The organism is Pseudomonas sp. NPDC089752 (assembly GCF_044748725.1).
Classification (GTDB): Bacteria; Pseudomonadota; Gammaproteobacteria; order Pseudomonadales; family Pseudomonadaceae; genus Aquipseudomonas.
Map to the genome: position 1 here is coordinate 72,675 of NZ_JBIVGP010000007.1, position 16,984 is coordinate 89,658.

The window sequence follows — 16,984 nt, forward strand, 5'->3', positions numbered from 1 at the left end:
CCGACTGTGGTACGCCGTTTGCTATGAATCATTCGATGCAAGGGTCAGGCCGGCACGGTAACACCCTTTGCAAGCGAAGGCTGTCGTAGAACAGCCCATTGCGCCAATTGACCCAATAACAAGCCAACAAGGGTCGGATGCGCCTCATAAGGGTGCGGTGCAATTCCGGCTCGTACAACAAGAGCGATTTGGAGGTTGTGAATGAAGATGTTGAAAACCACCCTGGCAGTCCTCACCGCTGCCGCCGCGCTGGGCGCCGTGAGCACCGCCCAGGCCGGCGCCACCCTCGATGCGGTCAAGAAGAAGGGCTTCGTCCAGTGTGGCGTGAGCGACGGTCTTCCAGGCTTCTCGGTACCTGATGCGCAGGGCAAGATCGTCGGTATCGATGCCGACGTGTGCCGCGCCGTGGCAGCCGCCGTGTTCGGCGACGCCACCAAGGTCAAGTTCAGCCAGCTCAACGCCAAGGAACGCTTCACCGCGCTGCAGTCCGGCGAAGTCGACGTGCTGTCGCGCAACACCACCTGGACCAGCTCGCGCGACGCCGGTATGGGCCTGGTGTTCGCCGGTGTCACCTACTATGACGGCGTCGGCTTTCTGGTCAACAAGAAGCTCGGTGTTTCCAGCGCCAAGGAGCTCGACGGCGCGACCATCTGCATCCAGGCCGGTACCACCACCGAGCTGAACGTCTCCGACTACTTCCGCGCCAACGGCCTGAAGTACACCCCGATCACCTTCGACACCTCCGACGAAAGCGCCAAGTCGCTGGAATCGGGCCGTTGCGACGTGCTGACCTCGGACAAGTCGCAGCTGTTCGCCCAGCGCTCCAAGCTGGCCGCGCCGACCGACTACGTGGTGCTGCCGGAGACCATCTCCAAGGAACCGCTGGGCCCGGTGGTGCGCAAAGGCGACGAGGAGTGGTTCAGCATCGTCAAGTGGACGCTGTTCGCCATGCTCAATGCCGAAGAGGCAGGCATCACCTCGAAGACCGTCGAGGCCGAAGCCAAGTCCACCAAGAACCCGGACAACGCCCGCCTGCTCGGCGCTGACGGTGAGTACGGCAAGGACCTCAAACTGCCTAAGGACTGGGTAGTGCAGATCGTCAAGCAAGTGGGCAACTATGGCGAAGTGTTCGAGAAGAACCTGGGCCAGAGCACTGACTTGAAGATCGACCGTGGCATGAACGCCCTGTGGAACAACGGCGGCATCCAGTACGCGCCACCTGTGCGCTGATGGCTGCACCCTGCGGCGGCATTCCGCCGCCGCAGGCTGTTCGAACCCTACTGTCCGGGGCACTTCATGCAAAATCGAATCGGCGCGCAAAAGGGGCTATCCCTGAACGATCCGCGTGTGCGCGCGTGGCTGTTCCAGGTTCTCACGATCATCTTCGTGGTGGGCCTGGGCTGGTACCTGTTCCACAACACGCAAACCAACCTGCAACACCGGGGGATCACCTCCGGCTTCGACTTTCTCGACCGCAGTGCCGGCTTCGGCATCGCCCAGCATCTGATTCCCTATGTGGAGTCCGACAGCTATGCGCGAGTATTCGTCATCGGCCTGCTCAACACGCTGCTGGTGACCTTCATCGGCGTCATCCTGGCGACCATCCTGGGCTTCATCATCGGTGTGGCGCGGCTGTCACCGAACTGGATGATCAACAAGTTGGCGACGGTGTATGTGGAGACCTTCCGCAACATTCCGCCGCTGCTGCAGATCCTGTTCTGGTACTTCGCGGTGTTCCTGACCCTGCCGGGGCCACGGGGCAGCATCAACATCGACGACATGTTCTTCATCAGCAACCGTGGCCTGAACATGCCCGGCGCCTCGATGGCCGATGGCTTCTGGCCGTTCGTCGTTGCCGTGCTGCTGGCGATCGTGGCGATCGTGGCGATGGTGCGTTACGCCAACAAACGCTTCAACGAGACCGGCGAGCCGTTCCACAAGTTCTGGGTGGGCCTGGCGCTGTTGATTGCCATCCCGGGCCTCTGCGCGTTGCTGTTCGGCAGCCCGGTGCACTGGGAAGTGCCGCAACTGAAGGGCTTCAACTTCGTCGGTGGCTGGGTGCTGATCCCTGAACTGCTGGCGCTGACCCTGGCGTTGACTATCTATACCGCGGCGTTCATCGCCGAGATCGTGCGCTCGGGCATTCGCTCGGTCAGCCACGGCCAGACCGAAGCGGCCCGTTCGCTCGGCCTGCGCGAAGGCCCGACCCTGCGCAAGGTGATCATTCCCCAGGCTCTGCGGGTGATCATTCCGCCGCTGACCAGCCAGTACCTGAACCTGGCGAAGAACTCGTCGCTGGCGGCCGGTATCGGTTACCCGGAGATGGTCTCGCTGTTCGCCGGCACCGTGCTGAACCAAACCGGCCAGGCCATCGAGGTGATTGCCATCACCATGAGTGTCTATCTCGCCATCAGCATCAGCATTTCGTTGCTGATGAACTGGTACAACAAGCGCATTGCGCTGATCGAGCGGTGAGGATACGCCCGTGAATGCTCATGTTTTCAAACCTGACATGCCGCCACCGGTGAAAACCGTCGGCGTGCTCGCCTGGATGCGTGCCAACCTGTTCTCCAGCTGGCTCAACACCCTGCTGACCTTGTTCGCCGTGTACCTGGTGTGGCTGATCGTGCCGCCGCTGCTGCAGTGGGCATTGATCGACGCCAACTGGGTCGGCACCACCCGCGCCGACTGCACGAAAGAGGGCGCCTGCTGGGTGTTCATCCAGCAGCGCTTCGGCCAGTTCATGTATGGCTACTACCCGGCTGAACTGCGCTGGCGCGTGGACCTGACCGTGTGGCTTGCCGTGCTGGGCGCAGCGCCGCTGTTCATCAAGCGTTTCCCGCGCAAGGCCGTTTATGGTCTGGGCTTTTTGGTGCTGTACCCGATCCTCGCCTACACGTTGCTGCATGGCGGCTACCTGGGCCTGGAAAGCGTGCCGACCAGCCAGTGGGGCGGGCTGATGCTGACCCTGGTGATCGCCACCGTGGGCATCGTCGGCGCCTTGCCGCTGGGCATCCTGCTGGCCCTCGGGCGGCGTTCGCGGATGCCGGCGGTGAAGGTGGTCTGCGTGACGTTCATCGAGTTCTGGCGGGGCGTGCCGTTGATCACCGTGCTGTTCATGTCGTCGGTGATGCTGCCGCTGTTCCTGCCCGAAGGCATGAGCTTCGACAAGCTGCTGCGGGCGATGATCGGGGTGATTCTGTTCCAGTCGGCGTACATCGCCGAGGTGGTGCGCGGCGGGTTGCAGGCCATCCCCAAGGGCCAGTACGAAGCGGCTGCGGCCATGGGCCTGGGCTACTGGCGTTCGATGGGCCTGGTGATCCTGCCGCAAGCCCTGAAGCTGGTGATTCCCGGCATCGTCAACACCTTCATTGCCCTGTTCAAGGACACCAGCCTGGTAATCATCATCGGCCTGTTCGACCTGCTCAACAGCGTCAAGCAAGCCGCCGCCGACCCGGCCTGGCTGGGCATGGCCACCGAGGGCTACGTGTTTGCCGCCCTGGTGTTCTGGATCTTCTGTTTCGGTATGTCCCGCTACTCCATGCACCTGGAGCGCAAGCTGGACACTGGCCACAAGCGTTAGGAGTTTCTAAATGAGTGAAGCGATCAAGCAGCCTGCCGGCCCCGAAGGCATCATCCAGATGCAGGGGGTGAACAAGTGGTACGGCCAGTTCCATGTGCTCAAGGACATCAACCTGAACGTGCGTCAGGGCGAGCGTATCGTGTTGTGCGGGCCGTCCGGCTCGGGCAAGTCGACCACCATCCGCTGCCTCAACCGCCTCGAAGAGCACCAGCAGGGACGCATCGTGGTCGATGGCGTGGAGCTGACCAACGACCTCAAGCAGATCGAGGCGATCCGCCGCGAAGTGGGCATGGTGTTCCAGCACTTCAACCTGTTCCCGCACCTGACCATCCTGGAAAACTGCACCCTGGCGCCCATGTGGGTACGCAAGATGCCGCGGCGCAAGGCCGAGGAAATCGCCATGCACTACCTGGAGCGGGTACGCATTCCGGAGCAGGCGCACAAGTTCCCGGGGCAGCTGTCCGGTGGCCAGCAGCAGCGCGTGGCGATTGCTCGGGCGCTGTGCATGAAGCCGAAAATCATGCTGTTCGATGAGCCGACTTCGGCGCTCGACCCGGAAATGGTCAAGGAAGTGCTCGACACCATGGTCGGCCTGGCCGAAGACGGCATGACCATGCTCTGCGTGACCCACGAGATGGGCTTTGCCCGCACCGTGGCGAACCGGGTGATCTTCATGGACAAGGGGGAGATCGTCGAGCAGGCGGCGCCGGATGACTTCTTCGACCGGCCGCGCAGTGACCGGACCAAGTTGTTCCTCAGCCAGATCCTGCATTGATGCTGTTGGGGCCGCTCTGCGGCCCTTCGCGGGACAAGCCCGCTCCCACAGGTCCGGCGCAGTTTTTAAGTTCAGTAATTTTCCTGTGGGAGCGGGCTTGCCCCGCGAAGGGCTGCAAAGCAGCCCCGCTGTTACTTCTCTTCTTTCTGTGCGGGGGCCGGAGCCGGTGGCGGTCGCAGCCCCACCTCGGCGATCAGCTTCAACTGCTGCCCATTGCGCACCACTTCGATGGTGATCTTCTCGTTGGGCTTGATCCGTGCCACCTGGTTCATCGACTTGCGCCCGTCACCGGCCGGCTCGCCATTGATGCTGAGGATCACATCACCCAGCTGCAACCCGGCCTTCGCCGCCGGGCCGTCGCGGAAGATCCCCGCCACCACGATACCGGGGCGCCCCTTCATGCCGAAGGATTCGGCCAGCTCCTGGCTCAGCGGCTGCACTTCGATGCCCAGCCAGCCACGGATCACCTGGCCGTGCTCGACGATCGATTTCATCACTTCCAGCGCCAGCTTGACCGGGATGGCGAAGCCGATGCCCTGCGAACCGCCGGACTTGGAGAAGATCGCCGTGTTGATGCCCACCAGGTTGCCGTTGGCATCGACCAGCGCGCCGCCGGAGTTGCCGGGGTTGATCGCGGCGTCGGTCTGGATGAAGTCTTCGTAGTTGTTCAGGCCCAGCTGATTGCGGCCGGTGGCGCTGATGATGCCCATGGTGACGGTCTGGCCGACGCCGAAGGGGTTGCCGATGGCCAGGGTGACGTCACCGATATGGATGCTGTCGGAGCGGCCGATGGTGATCGCCGGCAGGCTCTTGAGGTCGATCTTCAGTACCGCCAGGTCGGTCTCGGGATCGCTGCCGATCACCCGGGCCAGGGTTTCGCGGCCGTCCTTGAGCGCCACGACGATCTGGTCGGCGCCGCTGGTGACGTGGTTGTTGGTCAGCAAATAGCCCTCTGGGCTCATGATCACCGCCGAGCCCAGGCTCGATTCCCAGCGCTTCTGCTTGGGCAGGTTGTCGCCGAAGAACCGGCGGAACTGCGGGTCTTCGAATAACGGGTGGGCGCTCTTGTTCACCACTTTGGTGGTGTACAGGTTGACCACCGCCGGTGCGGCGAGGGTCACGGCGTCGGCATACGACACCGGGCCCTGCATGATCTGCGTGGTCTGCGGCGCCTGTTGCAGGTTGACGTCCTGGCTGGGCAGGCCGACCCATTGCGGGAAGCGCTGGATGATCAGTGCGGCGATCAGAATGCCGGTGAGCAGGGGCCAGCCAAAGTAACGCAAAGCCTTGAACATGAACGAATCCTGGGAGTGGGCGAGAGCCATGGTGGCGCGGCGAGGCGCAAGCGCGCGCGATCATACACCGGTTTCCCCAACGCCGGCGACGGCCCATAATGGCCGCCAGTATACGGGCGTTGTTCCCGTTGAACGTGCAGATTTCGAGGAGATTTTCCATGGCCGTCGCCCTCAACACCCTGGTCGAAGAAGCCGAGCGCTACCTGGGCAGTGCGAAAATCCAGGATTACTGCCCCAATGGCCTGCAGGTCGAAGGCCGGCCGCAGGTCAGCCGCATCGTCAGCGGCGTTACCGCAAGCCAGGCACTGCTGGACGCGGCGGTCGAGGCCGAGGCCGACCTGGTGCTGGTGCACCACGGCTATTTCTGGAAGGGCGAAAACCCGTGCATCACCGGGATCAAGCAGCGTCGCTTGAAGACGCTGCTCAAGCACGACATCAGCCTGCTGGCGTTCCACCTGCCTTTGGATGTGCATCCGGAAGTGGGCAATAACGTGCAGCTGGCGCGGCAGCTGGACATCACCGTGGAAGGGCCGTTGGACCCGGAAAACCCCAAAGTGGTCGGGCTGGTCGGTTCGCTGGTCGAACCCATGACCGCGCGTGACTTCGCCCGCCGCGTCCAGGAGGTCATGGGGCGCGAGCCGCTGCTGGTCGAAGGTGACGAAATGATCCGTCGGGTCGGCTGGTGCACCGGCGGCGGGCAGGGCTACATCGATACCGCGATTGCGGCCGGTGTCGACCTGTTCATCAGTGGCGAAGCGTCCGAGCAGACCTACCACAGCGCCCGCGAAAACGGCGTCAGCTTCATTGCCGCCGGGCACCATGCCACCGAGCGCTACGGCGTGCAGGCATTGGGCGATTACCTGGCGCGGCGCTTTGCTCTGGAGCACCTGTTCATCGATTGCCCGAACCCGATCTGATATCGGTGTTGCCTGTTTCGCGGGGCAAGCCCGCTCCCACAGCTACTCCACAAAGTTTGATGCAGCGGGATTTTTTGTGGGAGCGGGCTTGTCCCGCGAATGGGCCTCAAAGTGGCCCTTGCAGCCCAAACCCCCAGTCATATCGTTAGACCTTTTCGATCTAGCCCGCCGCCTAAATAGAATCAGCCGCTGTGATAAAGTGGCTCGCTCGAACACGGCCCGCAGGCCGTCCATAAGATCGTTTTTCGTGAGTAGCCATGGTCGACAAACTGACGCACTTGAAACAGCTGGAGGCGGAGAGCATCCACATCATCCGCGAGGTGGCCGCCGAGTTCGACAACCCGGTGATGCTGTACTCGATCGGCAAGGATTCCGCCGTGATGCTGCACCTGGCGCGCAAGGCCTTCTTCCCAGGCAAGCTGCCGTTCCCGGTGATGCACGTCGACACCCAGTGGAAATTCCAGGAGATGTACAGCTTCCGCGACAAGATGGTCGAGGAAATGGGCCTGGAGCTGATCACCCACGTCAACCCAGAGGGCGTGGCGCAGGGCATCAACCCGTTCACCCATGGCAGCTCCAAGCACACCGACATCATGAAGACCCAGGGCCTCAAGCAGGCGCTGGACAAGCATGGTTTCGACGCCGCCTTCGGTGGCGCGCGCCGCGACGAAGAGAAGTCGCGGGCCAAGGAACGTGTCTACTCGTTCCGCGACAGCAAGCACCGCTGGGACCCGAAAAACCAGCGCCCCGAGCTGTGGAACGTGTACAACGGCAAGGTCAACAAGGGCGAGTCGATCCGCGTGTTCCCGCTGTCGAACTGGACCGAGCTGGACATCTGGCAGTACATCTACCTCGAAGGCATCCCGATCGTGCCGCTGTATTTCGCCGCCGAGCGTGAAGTCATCGAGAAGAACGGCACCCTGATCATGATCGACGACGATCGCATCCTCGAGCACCTGTCCGAGGAAGAGAAAGCGCGCATCGTCAAGAAGAAGGTGCGTTTCCGTACCCTCGGCTGCTACCCGCTGACGGGCGCTGTCGAGTCGGAAGCCGAGACCCTGACGGACATCATTCAGGAAATGCTCCTGACCCGTACGTCCGAACGCCAGGGCCGTGTCATCGACCACGATGGCGCCGGTTCCATGGAAGACAAGAAACGCCAAGGCTACTTCTAATTTCAGGGTTACTCCATGTCGCACCAATCTGATCTGATCAGCGAGGACATCCTCGCCTACCTGGCCCAGCACGAGCGCAAGGAACTGCTGCGCTTCCTGACCTGCGGCAACGTCGACGATGGCAAGAGCACCCTGATCGGGCGCCTGCTGCACGACTCCAAGATGATCTACGAGGACCACCTCGAGGCCATCACCCGTGATTCGAAGAAGTCCGGCACCACAGGCGAAGAAGTCGACCTGGCGCTGCTGGTCGACGGCCTGCAGGCCGAGCGCGAGCAGGGCATCACCATCGATGTCGCCTACCGCTACTTCTCCACCGCCAAGCGCAAGTTCATCATCGCCGACACCCCGGGCCACGAGCAGTACACCCGCAACATGGCCACCGGTGCGTCGACCTGCGACCTGGCGATCATTCTGGTCGATGCCCGCTATGGCGTGCAGACCCAGACCCGTCGCCACAGCTACATCGCCTCGTTGCTGGGCATCAAGCACATCGTTGTCGCGGTCAACAAGATGGACCTCAAGGGCTTCGATGAAGGCGTCTTCGAGGCGATCAAGGCCGATTACCTGAAGTTCGCCGAAGCCATCAACCTGACGCCGAGCAGCCTGCACTTCGTGCCGATGTCGGCGCTCAAGGGCGACAACGTGGTCAACCACAGCGAGCAATCGCCGTGGTACGCCGGCCCGACGCTGATGGAAATCCTTGAAACCGTCGAGGTTTCGGCCGACCGCAACTTCACCGACCTGCGTTTCCCGGTGCAGTACGTCAACCGCCCGAACCTGAACTTCCGCGGCTTCGCCGGCACCCTCGCCAGTGGCGTGGTGCACAAAGGTGACGAAATTGTCGTGCTGCCTTCGGGCAAGAGCAGCCGGGTCAAATCGATCGTCACCTATGAAGGTGAGCTGGAAAACGCCGGCCCAGGCCAGGCCGTGACCCTGACCATGGAAGACGAAATCGACATCTCCCGGGGCGACCTGCTGGTGCATGCCGACAACGTCCCACCGGTCACCGACCAGTTCGACGCCATGCTGGTGTGGATGGCCGAAGAACCAATGCTCCCGGGCAAGAAATACGACATCAAGCGCGCCACCAGCTACGTGCCGGGCTCGATTGCCAGCATCACCCACAAGGTCGATGTGAACACCCTTGAACAGAACGCCGCCAGCGCGCTGCAGCTGAACGAGATTGGTCGCGTCAAGGTCGCGCTGGACAGCGCCATCGCCCTGGACGGTTACGACAGCAACCGCACCACCGGCGCGTTCATCGTCATCGACCGCCTGACCAACGGCACCGTCGGCGCCGGCATGATCATCGCCCAGCCGGTACTGCCGCACGGCGGTTCTGGCCAGCATGGCAAGCAGGCCCACGTAGCCACCGAAGAGCGTGCCCTGCGCTTTGGCCAACAACCGGCCACCGTGCTGTTCAGCGGCCTGTCCGGCGCTGGCAAGAGCACCCTGGCTTATGCCGTGGAGCGCAAGCTGTTCGACATGGGCCGTGCGGTGTACGTACTCGATGGCCAGAACCTGCGCCACGACCTGAACAAGGGCCTGCCACAGGACCGCGCTGGTCGCACCGAGAACTGGCGCCGCGCCGCGCATGTGGCGCGCCAGTTCAACGAGGCCGGTCTGCTGACCCTGGCGGCGTTCGTTGCACCGGATGCCGAAGGTCGCGAACAGGCCAAGGCGTTGATCGGCAAGGAGCGCCTGGTGACCGTTTATGTGCAGGCCTCGCCGTTGGCTTGCCGTGAGCGTGACCCGCAGGGCCTGTACGCTGCCGGTGGCGACAACATTCCGGGTGAGAGCTTCCCGTTCGATGTGCCGCTGGATGCGGACCTGGTGATCGATACGCAGAACACCAGTGTTGAAGAAGGTGTGAAGCAGGTGCTGGATGTGCTGCGTCAGCGTGGTGCGATCTAAGCGCTAGTGCTTTTTGAGAAACCCCGCTTCGGCGGGGTTTCTTGTTTTTGAGAGGTGTGGACTATCAAAGTTGACGTGTAGACAAATTGACAGGTTGACATGATGTTTGGCGCGGACTAGCCTGTCCACAGAGGGACGATTCAGGCCCTGAGGAGGCACCATGACAACTGTTGCACACGAAGCTCTTCATCCAGTAACCGCTCGTATCGAAGCCGCCAAGGCAGCCTTGCGTGAGCGCTTTGAAGAGCACTTGGCCCGTGCATCGGCAGCGGTAGTGCTGAAGGCCGTGGCCCTCGCGGATGAGAAAGCATTTGCCGCACTTGCCAAGGTCGATGTCGAAGCGAAACGAAGTGTCGAAACGCGCAATCAGGAAGCCGTGGCAAGGATGAAATCGCGTGCGTTCGATCGCGTAGCTAGTCGTTGCGAGCTGCTGGACGCTAAGGCCGCCCATGAAATACTGGGCATTACAAAGCAGGCGCTGAGCCAGAAGACCAAGGCTGGAAACCTGCTGGCTTACACGAATAGCGGTAACCGCAGAAAATTCTACCCATCGTTTCAGTTCGCCGAAAACAAGCCCAAGGCGGTTGTGGCAAGCCTAATAAGGGCGCTCGATGTCGATCCCGCCGACACCGAAGCCATGAATTTTCTGGTTCAGCACCTGGTCGGCAGGATGGACTATTCAGATCCTGGTGAGCCGAGCAATGAGGTGTCTCGTTTCGAATTGCTGGACGACAGCGAGGCGCTGGAGATCATCAAGCGCGACTATAGGAATGCCTTGGCAGTGGGGCAGTGATAGCCGGGCGCGCTGCATGCACGCCTGGCTGAATTGCTGAGTCAGTGCGTAGCCCAGCCTGCCTTGCCCCTTGGCCTGCACGATATCCCGTAGTTTGTGATGAGTGGCCCTGTTCGCCAAAGCGGCCACGTCCACCACCTGCAGATCGCGAGCCGCTTTGAGCAGGTGCAGTGATGTCTGCTCAAGGTACGACAGGCGCACCGCCTGATCGTCAACACCCTGGCCAGGTTGAAACGATTCGGCCACGGCGACTTCTTCGGTGAAGCCCAGGTAATAAACGCCGATTCGCTTGGCAGGGTCCGCGTAACGGGTATCGGAATCTGCGCGGTAGTTGATGGGGTTGGCATCGTAGCGGGAGGGCTGAACACGGTGCAGGGAAGTGTCCGTAAGGATTCGCCGTATCAGTTCCGGATACTTGTTCAGTGCTTCCAGCACTTGCCCGGCTATCTCGGTAGCGTGTTGCTTGAGCCTTATGTCCATGAGGGGCTAGCTAGCCTTGTTGTCATCGACGGATTTGAAATGCCTATCGTAATCGCTTTGTCGTTCACACCCTTGCTTGTAAGGGTCCATGTCACAGCCAAATCTCAGGTTTTGCTGATCAGGGAGCAGGAAGAATTTTCCGTCAGTGCAGCCGGACAGTAATAGCACCAACACAAGTAACGGTTTTTTCATTTCGCGTCCTTGAACAGCGGAAGTCCCTTTGATATTCGCCAGGTGATGATACGGGCAATTACCTCGCTGGCGTAACCGTCATTTTCGGTTGGCGGATAATAGAGCAGGTCCGAACCTTCAGGGTGTTCGGTGATAACGATAAAGTGTTCGAGCAATCGGTCTTGCCAGGCCGAGGTGCCAGAGGCCTGGAGCAGTTCTTCGATCACCGCCTTGAACTCGGCGCAGGTGTAATCGGCAAGGCTGTGCTTTTGACAGATCACCAGTCCACCTCCGAAGACAGCGCGTACTGCAGAGCACTCATGATCCGCAGATTCTCGGCGTCGTAGAGTGTACCGCCCAAGGTGTGCGGGTCTATGTGGCAGATCTGATAGTTGCGCACGCCTTTGGCGGTTTCGCCGAAGGGGGCGCGGGGTGGCCAGCCTTGTTTGATGCGATTGAGTTGCGAGGTGACGAATTGTTGGGAGTAAATCGGGTCTTCGGCGATTGCCAGCCAGAAGGCTTGGGAGAAATCGTCGAAGTTCTCGAAGGTTTGTTCTGCCAGCTTGTTTAGGATTTGCCCTGGGAGGTGCATAGCCATGACAGCGTTTCTCTCTTGACGTGATGCATGGATCATGACTGTGTTTGTTTGGGGTGAGAATACTTAACGTGCAGCGTTTGATGTGAGTTTTTTTGATGAGCGTGTAGGAATTTTCAGGATCTATGAGGGAATGATATGCCCCGTGAAGACGAGGCATATGTGGGTTATGACTTAAATCCGATTTTTCCGTTGGCTAGTCGCCAAGACTTAATGATTTCTATAATTTTCTCAGGTTTACCATCTTCCGGGGTGGCTGGCCTGTACAAGAGATTTATTCCAGAAGGATGCTCAGTTACTTTTCTGAAATGCTGCAGTAAAGGCGTGAGCACCTCGTCCGGCTCGTCCTCGTTTGCTCTGTCGATTTCAGATAGAAACTCCAGGAATTCCTGCTCTGTGTAATCACTAAGATTTTCCTTGAGTGTCATGGCTTTTCTCCGTAATGAATGGTGTTATGCACCCTTGGTGTCACGATTCTCAAGTTGCTCATGTCGTAAACACCTCCCCCTTCACTTATTGGTAGCACGTGATGGATTGCGAAGGTCATCTGGCTCATGTAAATGTCCTCGTCATTCACCAATGGTGCATTTCCATGTTTCCTCATGCGCGCGAGGTCCCTTTCACTGAATTGTTTAGAAAGCTCAGGATCGTTAGCGACGGCTTTCCAAAATTGTCGCCGAAATGCGTCAAAGTTTCTGAAATCACCCCCTATGAGCAGATCGGCAATCTGGGCAGGAATTGGAGCCCCTTCAAGGCTCGCCGCCTGTGTACGCCATGTATCTGTAACCTGCGCACCTTGTCCAGTCGAGATACCAGCTTCATATCTCGGGCTCTTGAACACCACCAGAATAGGCGGCAATCCCGAGTCTATCGGGAAGGTGATGATCAGCCGTTCCTGATCCAGCAAGTCCAGCGCAGGATAACGTTCCGTCTCGGTGCTGACCGGGTTCAGGCTGCTGCCCGTATAAACCACCGTGCCCGGCGGCACTGACGGTAGGCTGGTGGAATTGCCTTCTTCTACTCCAGGCGCACTGGCCGGTGTCCAGGTCAGGATGCGCTGTGGATTATCGAGCGCCAAGCTGTAGACCTGCCGCTCTGTATCGAACGTCGCCGGGTGTACGGCCACCGGTTTGCCGCCGGGGACCACGTAGAGACCGATACCCTCTGCCTCCTCACGGCCTGCCAGCAAATAAGGCACGTCGACGCTTGCTGAAGAGATAGCAAGGGCGGCCAAGTCAGGCCCGCCATGCGGCGAGAGGCTGGAAAGGGGTGTGCTGATCAGGTACCGCCTTTCGGCGTTGCCCAGGGGCGATGGCCATGCTGCCGAGAGCATGCCGACAGCCAGCGGGGTGGCCGCTGCCGCCGTTGCCCTGGCCAGGCGTCCTATGGCTGCTGCTATTGCCTCCAGAAGGGCGGTCGCAGCGGTTTCGGCGATTGCGAAAGTCGCTGCGCCAATCGGAATGACAGTCGGCGCAGATGCGGCTGTATGGGTGTCGTTGATGTAGTTGATGCGTTGACGCGCTGCTTCCTGCCTCTGGCGTTCAGCCTCGGCTGCTTGTCGCGCAGCTTCCTCTGCCGCCAGTCTCTCAGCTTCTGCCTGCTGACGGGCTGCCTCAAGCTGACTGGCATGCTGGGCAAGCAATCGCTCCACTTCGTTGGCGCGGTGAACCAGGTTCTGTGTGCCGCTCGAATAAACGCCGAGAAACCTGATCGACTCGCTCAGTGCCAGAGCATGGTGATACTCCTTCCAGCGTGCTCCGGCTCGTCTCAGGTTTTGCTCGTCCACAAGGTGCAAAAGTGCTTCGAGCTGAGGTTTCGACAGGGGGCCGTTGATCTGCGGGTTCTGTTGCGCGAATGACGGAGTTTGAGCTTGTTTGGCTTGTGCCATGGATGCAGCGGTTGCCAAATAAGCATTGAGCGTCTGGGCGAGCGTCCATGAAGGGTCTACAGCGGTTTGCTGACTCAATTCATGTTGCAGAACATTGGGTAGGCAATCGAAATGAATCTGCCGTTCGGCATTGATTTGCGTGGTTCTACGTTCGGCGGCCTTTATCAGGTCGACTGGCGGGTGGCCAAGTTCTGCTCCATCCACTTGCGCGGCCACGGTCGCGAGGCCATCAGCCAGTGTTTGGTGCTTTTGTGATTCGATGTGTAATTTATAGGCGCCCTCCCATGATCTATGAAGCCGTGAGCCAAACTCCCGTCCCATCGCTTCACCCGTTTCGGTAAATACTCCAGGCTCCAGCAGTCTGCTCATCATCGAGTCGGCGCGCTTATAAAATGCCGGGGCGCCATAGTAGGCATTGGCGTCTGGCACGATTTGCAGATAGCCATCGCGAATCTGAGTAATGCGCGAGGTTAGAATCTGCTGTCGTGCTATTGCTTGGGAGAGGGGGTCAGGAAGACTACTTGCTTCAGTTATAATTTGTTGTTTCAAGGCTTCCACAGTTTCTGCAAGCTGAGCCAATTGCGGAGCGTATTGCTCTGCGTAATCGTTCTCGATGATTTGATATTCTTCGCCCAGCACTCTTCGCGTGGATATGACCCTTGAAATGTCAGACCTGCTGGGGCTTGTTCCTCTTGGGGTTCCTTGGCCGAGCCCCCAACCGCCGCTACCAGGCCCGCCACCTCCCGAACCTATGTAGTTAATGACATCAGCTGTTGGGGCCTTCGCGCTGATAAATAGAGCTTCATCCAGATAATACGTTGTTCCCTGTTCCATGTAGGTTCTCCTGATCGCTACATGGCAAGCGTGTTTCAGGAAATTTTTCTTGTATGTCAGTCGCGGTACGTCAATCGGTAGGAGCGTTCTTAAGGACTTGAAAGATCTGATTCAGATATGAGTTTCTGAAACGGGGATAACGCGTTTTTCCTTAACTGCCTTGTAGGAAAAACTCGAGTAAATCTCCTTCACCCCCGGCAACCGCTGCAGCACTTCCCGGGTAAATTCCCCAAACGACTCCAGGTCCCGCGCCAGTATCTCCAGCAAAAAGTCATACCGTCCGGAGATGTTGTGGCAGGCCACAATCTCTGGAATCTCCATCAGCCGTTTCTCGAATGCCAACGCGACGTCCTTAGTATGCGAATCCATCATGATGCTGACGAACGCCGTCACCCCGAACCCCAGCGACTTGGGCGAAAGGATCGCCTGGTAACCGGTGATATAGCCGTTGTCCTCCAGCAGCTTTACCCGCCGCCAGCAGGGCGAGGTGGTCAGTGCCACCCGATCGGCGAGTTCGGACACGGTAAGGCGGGCGTTGTCCTGCAGAGCGGCGAGCAAGGCGCGGTCGGTACGGTCGAGGCTTGAAGGCATGGTTTGCCCTCCTGTCGTTATATTTATTGTTTTCTTTCCAAAACAGGCGCAAAAGCGTGGGATATTTTGGAAAAATTCAGGTGGCTCGGTGGCATAAGCTTATAGCAAACCACCAGAGGCTGTTGCCATGCGCGACTCCCATAACAACACCGGTTTTTCCACTCGCGCCATCCATCATGGCTACGACCCGCTTTCCCACGGCGGCGCCTTGGTGCCACCGGTTTACCAGACCTCGACCTATGCCTTCCCCAGCGTCGAATACGGCGCGGCGTGCTTTGCCGGGGAGGAGGGCGGGCACTTCTACAGTCGCATCTCCAACCCGACCCTGGCCTTGCTGGAGCAGCGCATGGCGTCTCTGGAAGGTGGGGAGGCGGGCCTGGCGCTGGCGTCTGGCATGGGCGCTATCACCTCGACGCTATGGACCTTGCTGCGCCCCGGTGACGAGCTCATTGTCGGGCGCACGGTGTATGGCTGCACCTTCGCCTACATGCACCATGGCATCGGTGAATTCGGGGTGAAGGTCCGCCATGTCGACCTCAATGACGCCAAGGCGCTGAAAGCTGCGATCACCCATAAGACCCGGATGATCTACTTCGAAACCCCGGCCAACCCGAACATGCAATTGGTCGATATCGCCGCAGTGGCCGAGGCGGCGCGGGGGCATGACCTGCATATCGTGGTCGACAACACCTATTGCACGCCTTACCTGCAACGGCCCCTGGAGCTGGGCGCTGACCTTGTGGTGCACTCGGCGACCAAGTACCTCAGTGGCCACGGTGACATAACGGCCGGGCTGGTGATCGGCCGCAAGGCGCTTATCGATCGCATTCGCCTGGAAGGGCTCAAGGACATGACCGGCGCGGTGTTGTCGCCACACGATGCCTCGCTGTTGATGCGTGGTATCAAGACGCTCGCGTTGCGCATGGATCGTCACTGCGCCAATGCCCAGCAGGTTGCCGAGTTTCTCGCAGCTCAACCGCAGGTGGAGCTGATCCATTACCCGGGCCTGTCATCGTTTGCCCAGTACGAGCTGGCGCGACGGCAGATGCGCTTGCCGGGCGGAATGATTGCCTTCGAGCTCAAGGGCGGCATCGAGGCGGGGCGGCGCTTCATGAATGCGCTGCAGCTGTTTGCCCGGGCGGTGAGCCTGGGCGATGCCGAGTCGCTGGCGCAGCATCCGGCCAGTATGACCCACTCGAGCTACACGCCGCAGGAGCGGGCGCATCATGGGATTTCCGAGGGGTTGGTGCGCCTGTCGGTGGGTCTGGAGGATGTCGAGGATCTGATTGCCGACATTGAGCAAGCATTGAAAATTTGCAGCTAGGTTGCCAATTCTTGTGGGAGCGGGCTTGCCCCGCAAAAATGGCGCTGCGGTGATTGGCACCGGCTGTGCCGGTGTTCGCGGGGCAAGCCCGCTCCCACAGCTGACCTTTATACTGCGCAAGAAAAAGGCCTCTCGCGAGGCCTTGTTCATTTCAGCGGATCAGCGCTTGAGGCCGTAGCTCTCATCGAGCATGCCCGGCGAGTTCGGGGTCTTCGGCGCGTAGTCACGCGGCACTTCAGCGGTGTCGCGCGGCGGGGTCAGGCGATCGCGTGGGCCCTGGGCCGCTTCGGAATGCAGCGCAGCCAGCAGGCGCTGGCGGGTGACGTCGTCGAGAGCCAGGCTGTTGGCGCCTTCAGCCAGGTGATCCTGCACGTCCTGGTAGCTCTGGGTCAGTTTCTTGACCAGCATGGCGGTGCTGTTGAAGTGGGTGACCACTTCGTTCTGATAGCTGTCGAAGCGCTTCTGGATGTCATCCAGTTGACGCTGAGTATTGCTGGGCGCCGCATTGGGCAGCAGGCGGGCCACGATGAAACCGACCGCCACACCGATGACCAGGGCCAGGGTTGGCAACAACCAAACAAGGAGCGAGAGTTCCACGAGTCCTTCCTCTATAAACGGCTTTGCTTTACGTTAACGGCTCAGACCT

The 16,984-nt window shown here is 60.0% G+C and carries 17 protein-coding genes; 9 read left to right on the forward strand and 8 right to left on the reverse strand.

The features are described 5' to 3' along the window. The first annotated feature begins 201 nt into the window (after positions 1 to 201). The 4 genes from ACIPZF_RS13465 (at position 202) to ACIPZF_RS13480 (ending at position 4,358) form a co-directional block, all read left to right on the forward strand. Positions 202 to 1,230: an amino acid ABC transporter substrate-binding protein gene (locus tag ACIPZF_RS13465; protein ID WP_387525791.1), complete on the forward strand. Its 1,029-nt coding sequence runs from the start codon at positions 202 to 204 to the stop codon at positions 1,228 to 1,230. A 66-nt stretch (positions 1,231 to 1,296) separates the two neighbouring features. Next, positions 1,297 to 2,475, forward strand: a complete 1,179-nt coding sequence (locus ACIPZF_RS13470; protein ID WP_400799903.1) for an amino acid ABC transporter permease — start codon at positions 1,297 to 1,299, stop codon at positions 2,473 to 2,475. 10 nt (positions 2,476 to 2,485) lie between these two features. Next, the gene (locus ACIPZF_RS13475; RefSeq protein WP_400799905.1) at positions 2,486 to 3,583 is read left to right on the forward strand and encodes an amino acid ABC transporter permease; all 1,098 of its coding nucleotides are present in this window, start codon (positions 2,486 to 2,488) and stop codon (positions 3,581 to 3,583) included. A 10-nt stretch (positions 3,584 to 3,593) separates the two neighbouring features. Then, positions 3,594 to 4,358 carry an amino acid ABC transporter ATP-binding protein gene (locus tag ACIPZF_RS13480; protein WP_054899237.1) on the forward strand — a complete coding sequence of 255 codons (765 nt, stop codon included), beginning with the start codon at positions 3,594 to 3,596 and terminating at the stop codon, positions 4,356 to 4,358. Between the two features lie 131 nt (positions 4,359 to 4,489). On the opposite strand, the gene algW is transcribed toward ACIPZF_RS13480, so the two are convergent. Next, entirely contained in the window at positions 4,490 to 5,653 is a 1,164-nt protein-coding gene (gene algW, locus ACIPZF_RS13485) for a Do family serine endopeptidase AlgW (RefSeq protein ID WP_400799908.1), read from the reverse strand. Between the two features lie 158 nt (positions 5,654 to 5,811). On the opposite strand from algW, the gene ACIPZF_RS13490 reads away from it, so the two are divergent. From ACIPZF_RS13490 to ACIPZF_RS13505, 4 genes are all read left to right on the forward strand, one after another. After that, a complete protein-coding gene (locus tag ACIPZF_RS13490; RefSeq protein ID WP_400799911.1) occupies positions 5,812 to 6,570 on the forward strand; it encodes a Nif3-like dinuclear metal center hexameric protein in 759 nt (252 codons plus the stop codon). A 257-nt stretch (positions 6,571 to 6,827) separates the two neighbouring features. Continuing rightward, a complete protein-coding gene (gene cysD, locus ACIPZF_RS13495) occupies positions 6,828 to 7,745 on the forward strand; it encodes a sulfate adenylyltransferase subunit CysD (protein WP_060508578.1) in 918 nt (305 codons plus the stop codon). A 15-nt stretch (positions 7,746 to 7,760) separates the two neighbouring features. Then, complete coding sequence (gene cysN, locus ACIPZF_RS13500; RefSeq protein ID WP_400799914.1) at positions 7,761 to 9,662, forward strand: sulfate adenylyltransferase subunit CysN; 1,902 nt, start codon at positions 7,761 to 7,763, stop codon at positions 9,660 to 9,662. Positions 9,663 to 9,822: 160 nt separating this feature from the next. Next, the gene (locus ACIPZF_RS13505) at positions 9,823 to 10,455 is read left to right on the forward strand and encodes a hypothetical protein (RefSeq protein ID WP_400799917.1); all 633 of its coding nucleotides are present in this window, start codon (positions 9,823 to 9,825) and stop codon (positions 10,453 to 10,455) included. Here ACIPZF_RS13505 and ACIPZF_RS13510 read toward each other — a convergent pair. From ACIPZF_RS13510 to ACIPZF_RS13535, 6 genes are all read right to left on the reverse strand, one after another. Further along, on the reverse strand, positions 10,342 to 10,935 hold the full coding sequence (locus ACIPZF_RS13510) for an RES domain-containing protein (protein ID WP_400799920.1): 594 nt from the start codon (positions 10,933 to 10,935) through the stop codon (positions 10,342 to 10,344). The genes ACIPZF_RS13505 and ACIPZF_RS13510 overlap by 114 nt on opposite strands. A 188-nt stretch (positions 10,936 to 11,123) precedes the next feature. Beyond that, entirely contained in the window at positions 11,124 to 11,387 is a 264-nt protein-coding gene (locus ACIPZF_RS13515; protein WP_400799923.1) for a bacteriocin immunity protein, read from the reverse strand. Continuing rightward, a complete protein-coding gene (locus ACIPZF_RS13520) occupies positions 11,384 to 11,704 on the reverse strand; it encodes an S-type pyocin (protein WP_400799926.1) in 321 nt (106 codons plus the stop codon). Before ACIPZF_RS13520 ends, ACIPZF_RS13515 begins: the two co-directional genes overlap by 4 nt. A gap of 164 nt (positions 11,705 to 11,868) precedes the next feature. After that, the gene (locus tag ACIPZF_RS13525; protein WP_400799929.1) at positions 11,869 to 12,129 is read right to left on the reverse strand and encodes a bacteriocin immunity protein; all 261 of its coding nucleotides are present in this window, start codon (positions 12,127 to 12,129) and stop codon (positions 11,869 to 11,871) included. Then, positions 12,126 to 14,423 (reverse strand): S-type pyocin domain-containing protein, encoded by a 2,298-nt coding sequence (locus ACIPZF_RS13530; RefSeq protein ID WP_400799932.1) that lies wholly within the window; start codon positions 14,421 to 14,423, stop codon positions 12,126 to 12,128. The genes ACIPZF_RS13525 and ACIPZF_RS13530 overlap by 4 nt, the downstream gene beginning before the upstream one ends. Before the next feature lie 111 nt (positions 14,424 to 14,534). Beyond that, the gene (locus ACIPZF_RS13535; RefSeq protein ID WP_400799935.1) at positions 14,535 to 15,014 is read right to left on the reverse strand and encodes an Lrp/AsnC family transcriptional regulator; all 480 of its coding nucleotides are present in this window, start codon (positions 15,012 to 15,014) and stop codon (positions 14,535 to 14,537) included. A 127-nt stretch (positions 15,015 to 15,141) separates the two neighbouring features. On the opposite strand from ACIPZF_RS13535, the gene ACIPZF_RS13540 reads away from it, so the two are divergent. Further along, positions 15,142 to 16,338 (forward strand): methionine gamma-lyase, encoded by a 1,197-nt coding sequence (locus ACIPZF_RS13540; RefSeq protein WP_400799938.1) that lies wholly within the window; start codon positions 15,142 to 15,144, stop codon positions 16,336 to 16,338. A 159-nt stretch (positions 16,339 to 16,497) separates the two neighbouring features. Here the strand turns inward: ACIPZF_RS13540 and ACIPZF_RS13545 are convergent, their stop codons facing one another. Continuing rightward, on the reverse strand, positions 16,498 to 16,935 hold the full coding sequence (locus ACIPZF_RS13545; RefSeq protein ID WP_400799940.1) for a YhcB family protein: 438 nt from the start codon (positions 16,933 to 16,935) through the stop codon (positions 16,498 to 16,500). Between the last annotated feature and the right edge of the window lie 49 nt (positions 16,936 to 16,984).

Coding starts and splice junctions, on each gene's coding strand:
- ACIPZF_RS13540 (WP_400799938.1), top strand. CDS start 15,142: ATGCGCGACTCCCATAACAACACCGGTTTTTCCACTCGCGCCATCCAT.
- cysD (WP_060508578.1), top strand. CDS start 6,828: ATGGTCGACAAACTGACGCACTTGAAACAGCTGGAGGCGGAGAGCATC.
- cysN (WP_400799914.1), top strand. CDS start 7,761: ATGTCGCACCAATCTGATCTGATCAGCGAGGACATCCTCGCCTACCTG.
- ACIPZF_RS13530 (WP_400799932.1), bottom strand. CDS start 14,423: ATGGAACAGGGAACAACGTATTATCTGGATGAAGCTCTATTTATCAGC.
- ACIPZF_RS13470 (WP_400799903.1), top strand. CDS start 1,297: ATGCAAAATCGAATCGGCGCGCAAAAGGGGCTATCCCTGAACGATCCG.
- ACIPZF_RS13520 (WP_400799926.1), bottom strand. CDS start 11,704: ATGGCTATGCACCTCCCAGGGCAAATCCTAAACAAGCTGGCAGAACAA.
- ACIPZF_RS13525 (WP_400799929.1), bottom strand. CDS start 12,129: ATGACACTCAAGGAAAATCTTAGTGATTACACAGAGCAGGAATTCCTG.
- algW (WP_400799908.1), bottom strand. CDS start 5,653: ATGTTCAAGGCTTTGCGTTACTTTGGCTGGCCCCTGCTCACCGGCATT.
- ACIPZF_RS13480 (WP_054899237.1), top strand. CDS start 3,594: ATGAGTGAAGCGATCAAGCAGCCTGCCGGCCCCGAAGGCATCATCCAG.
- ACIPZF_RS13465 (WP_387525791.1), top strand. CDS start 202: ATGAAGATGTTGAAAACCACCCTGGCAGTCCTCACCGCTGCCGCCGCG.
- ACIPZF_RS13505 (WP_400799917.1), top strand. CDS start 9,823: ATGACAACTGTTGCACACGAAGCTCTTCATCCAGTAACCGCTCGTATC.
- ACIPZF_RS13510 (WP_400799920.1), bottom strand. CDS start 10,935: ATGGACATAAGGCTCAAGCAACACGCTACCGAGATAGCCGGGCAAGTG.
- ACIPZF_RS13490 (WP_400799911.1), top strand. CDS start 5,812: ATGGCCGTCGCCCTCAACACCCTGGTCGAAGAAGCCGAGCGCTACCTG.
- ACIPZF_RS13535 (WP_400799935.1), bottom strand. CDS start 15,014: ATGCCTTCAAGCCTCGACCGTACCGACCGCGCCTTGCTCGCCGCTCTG.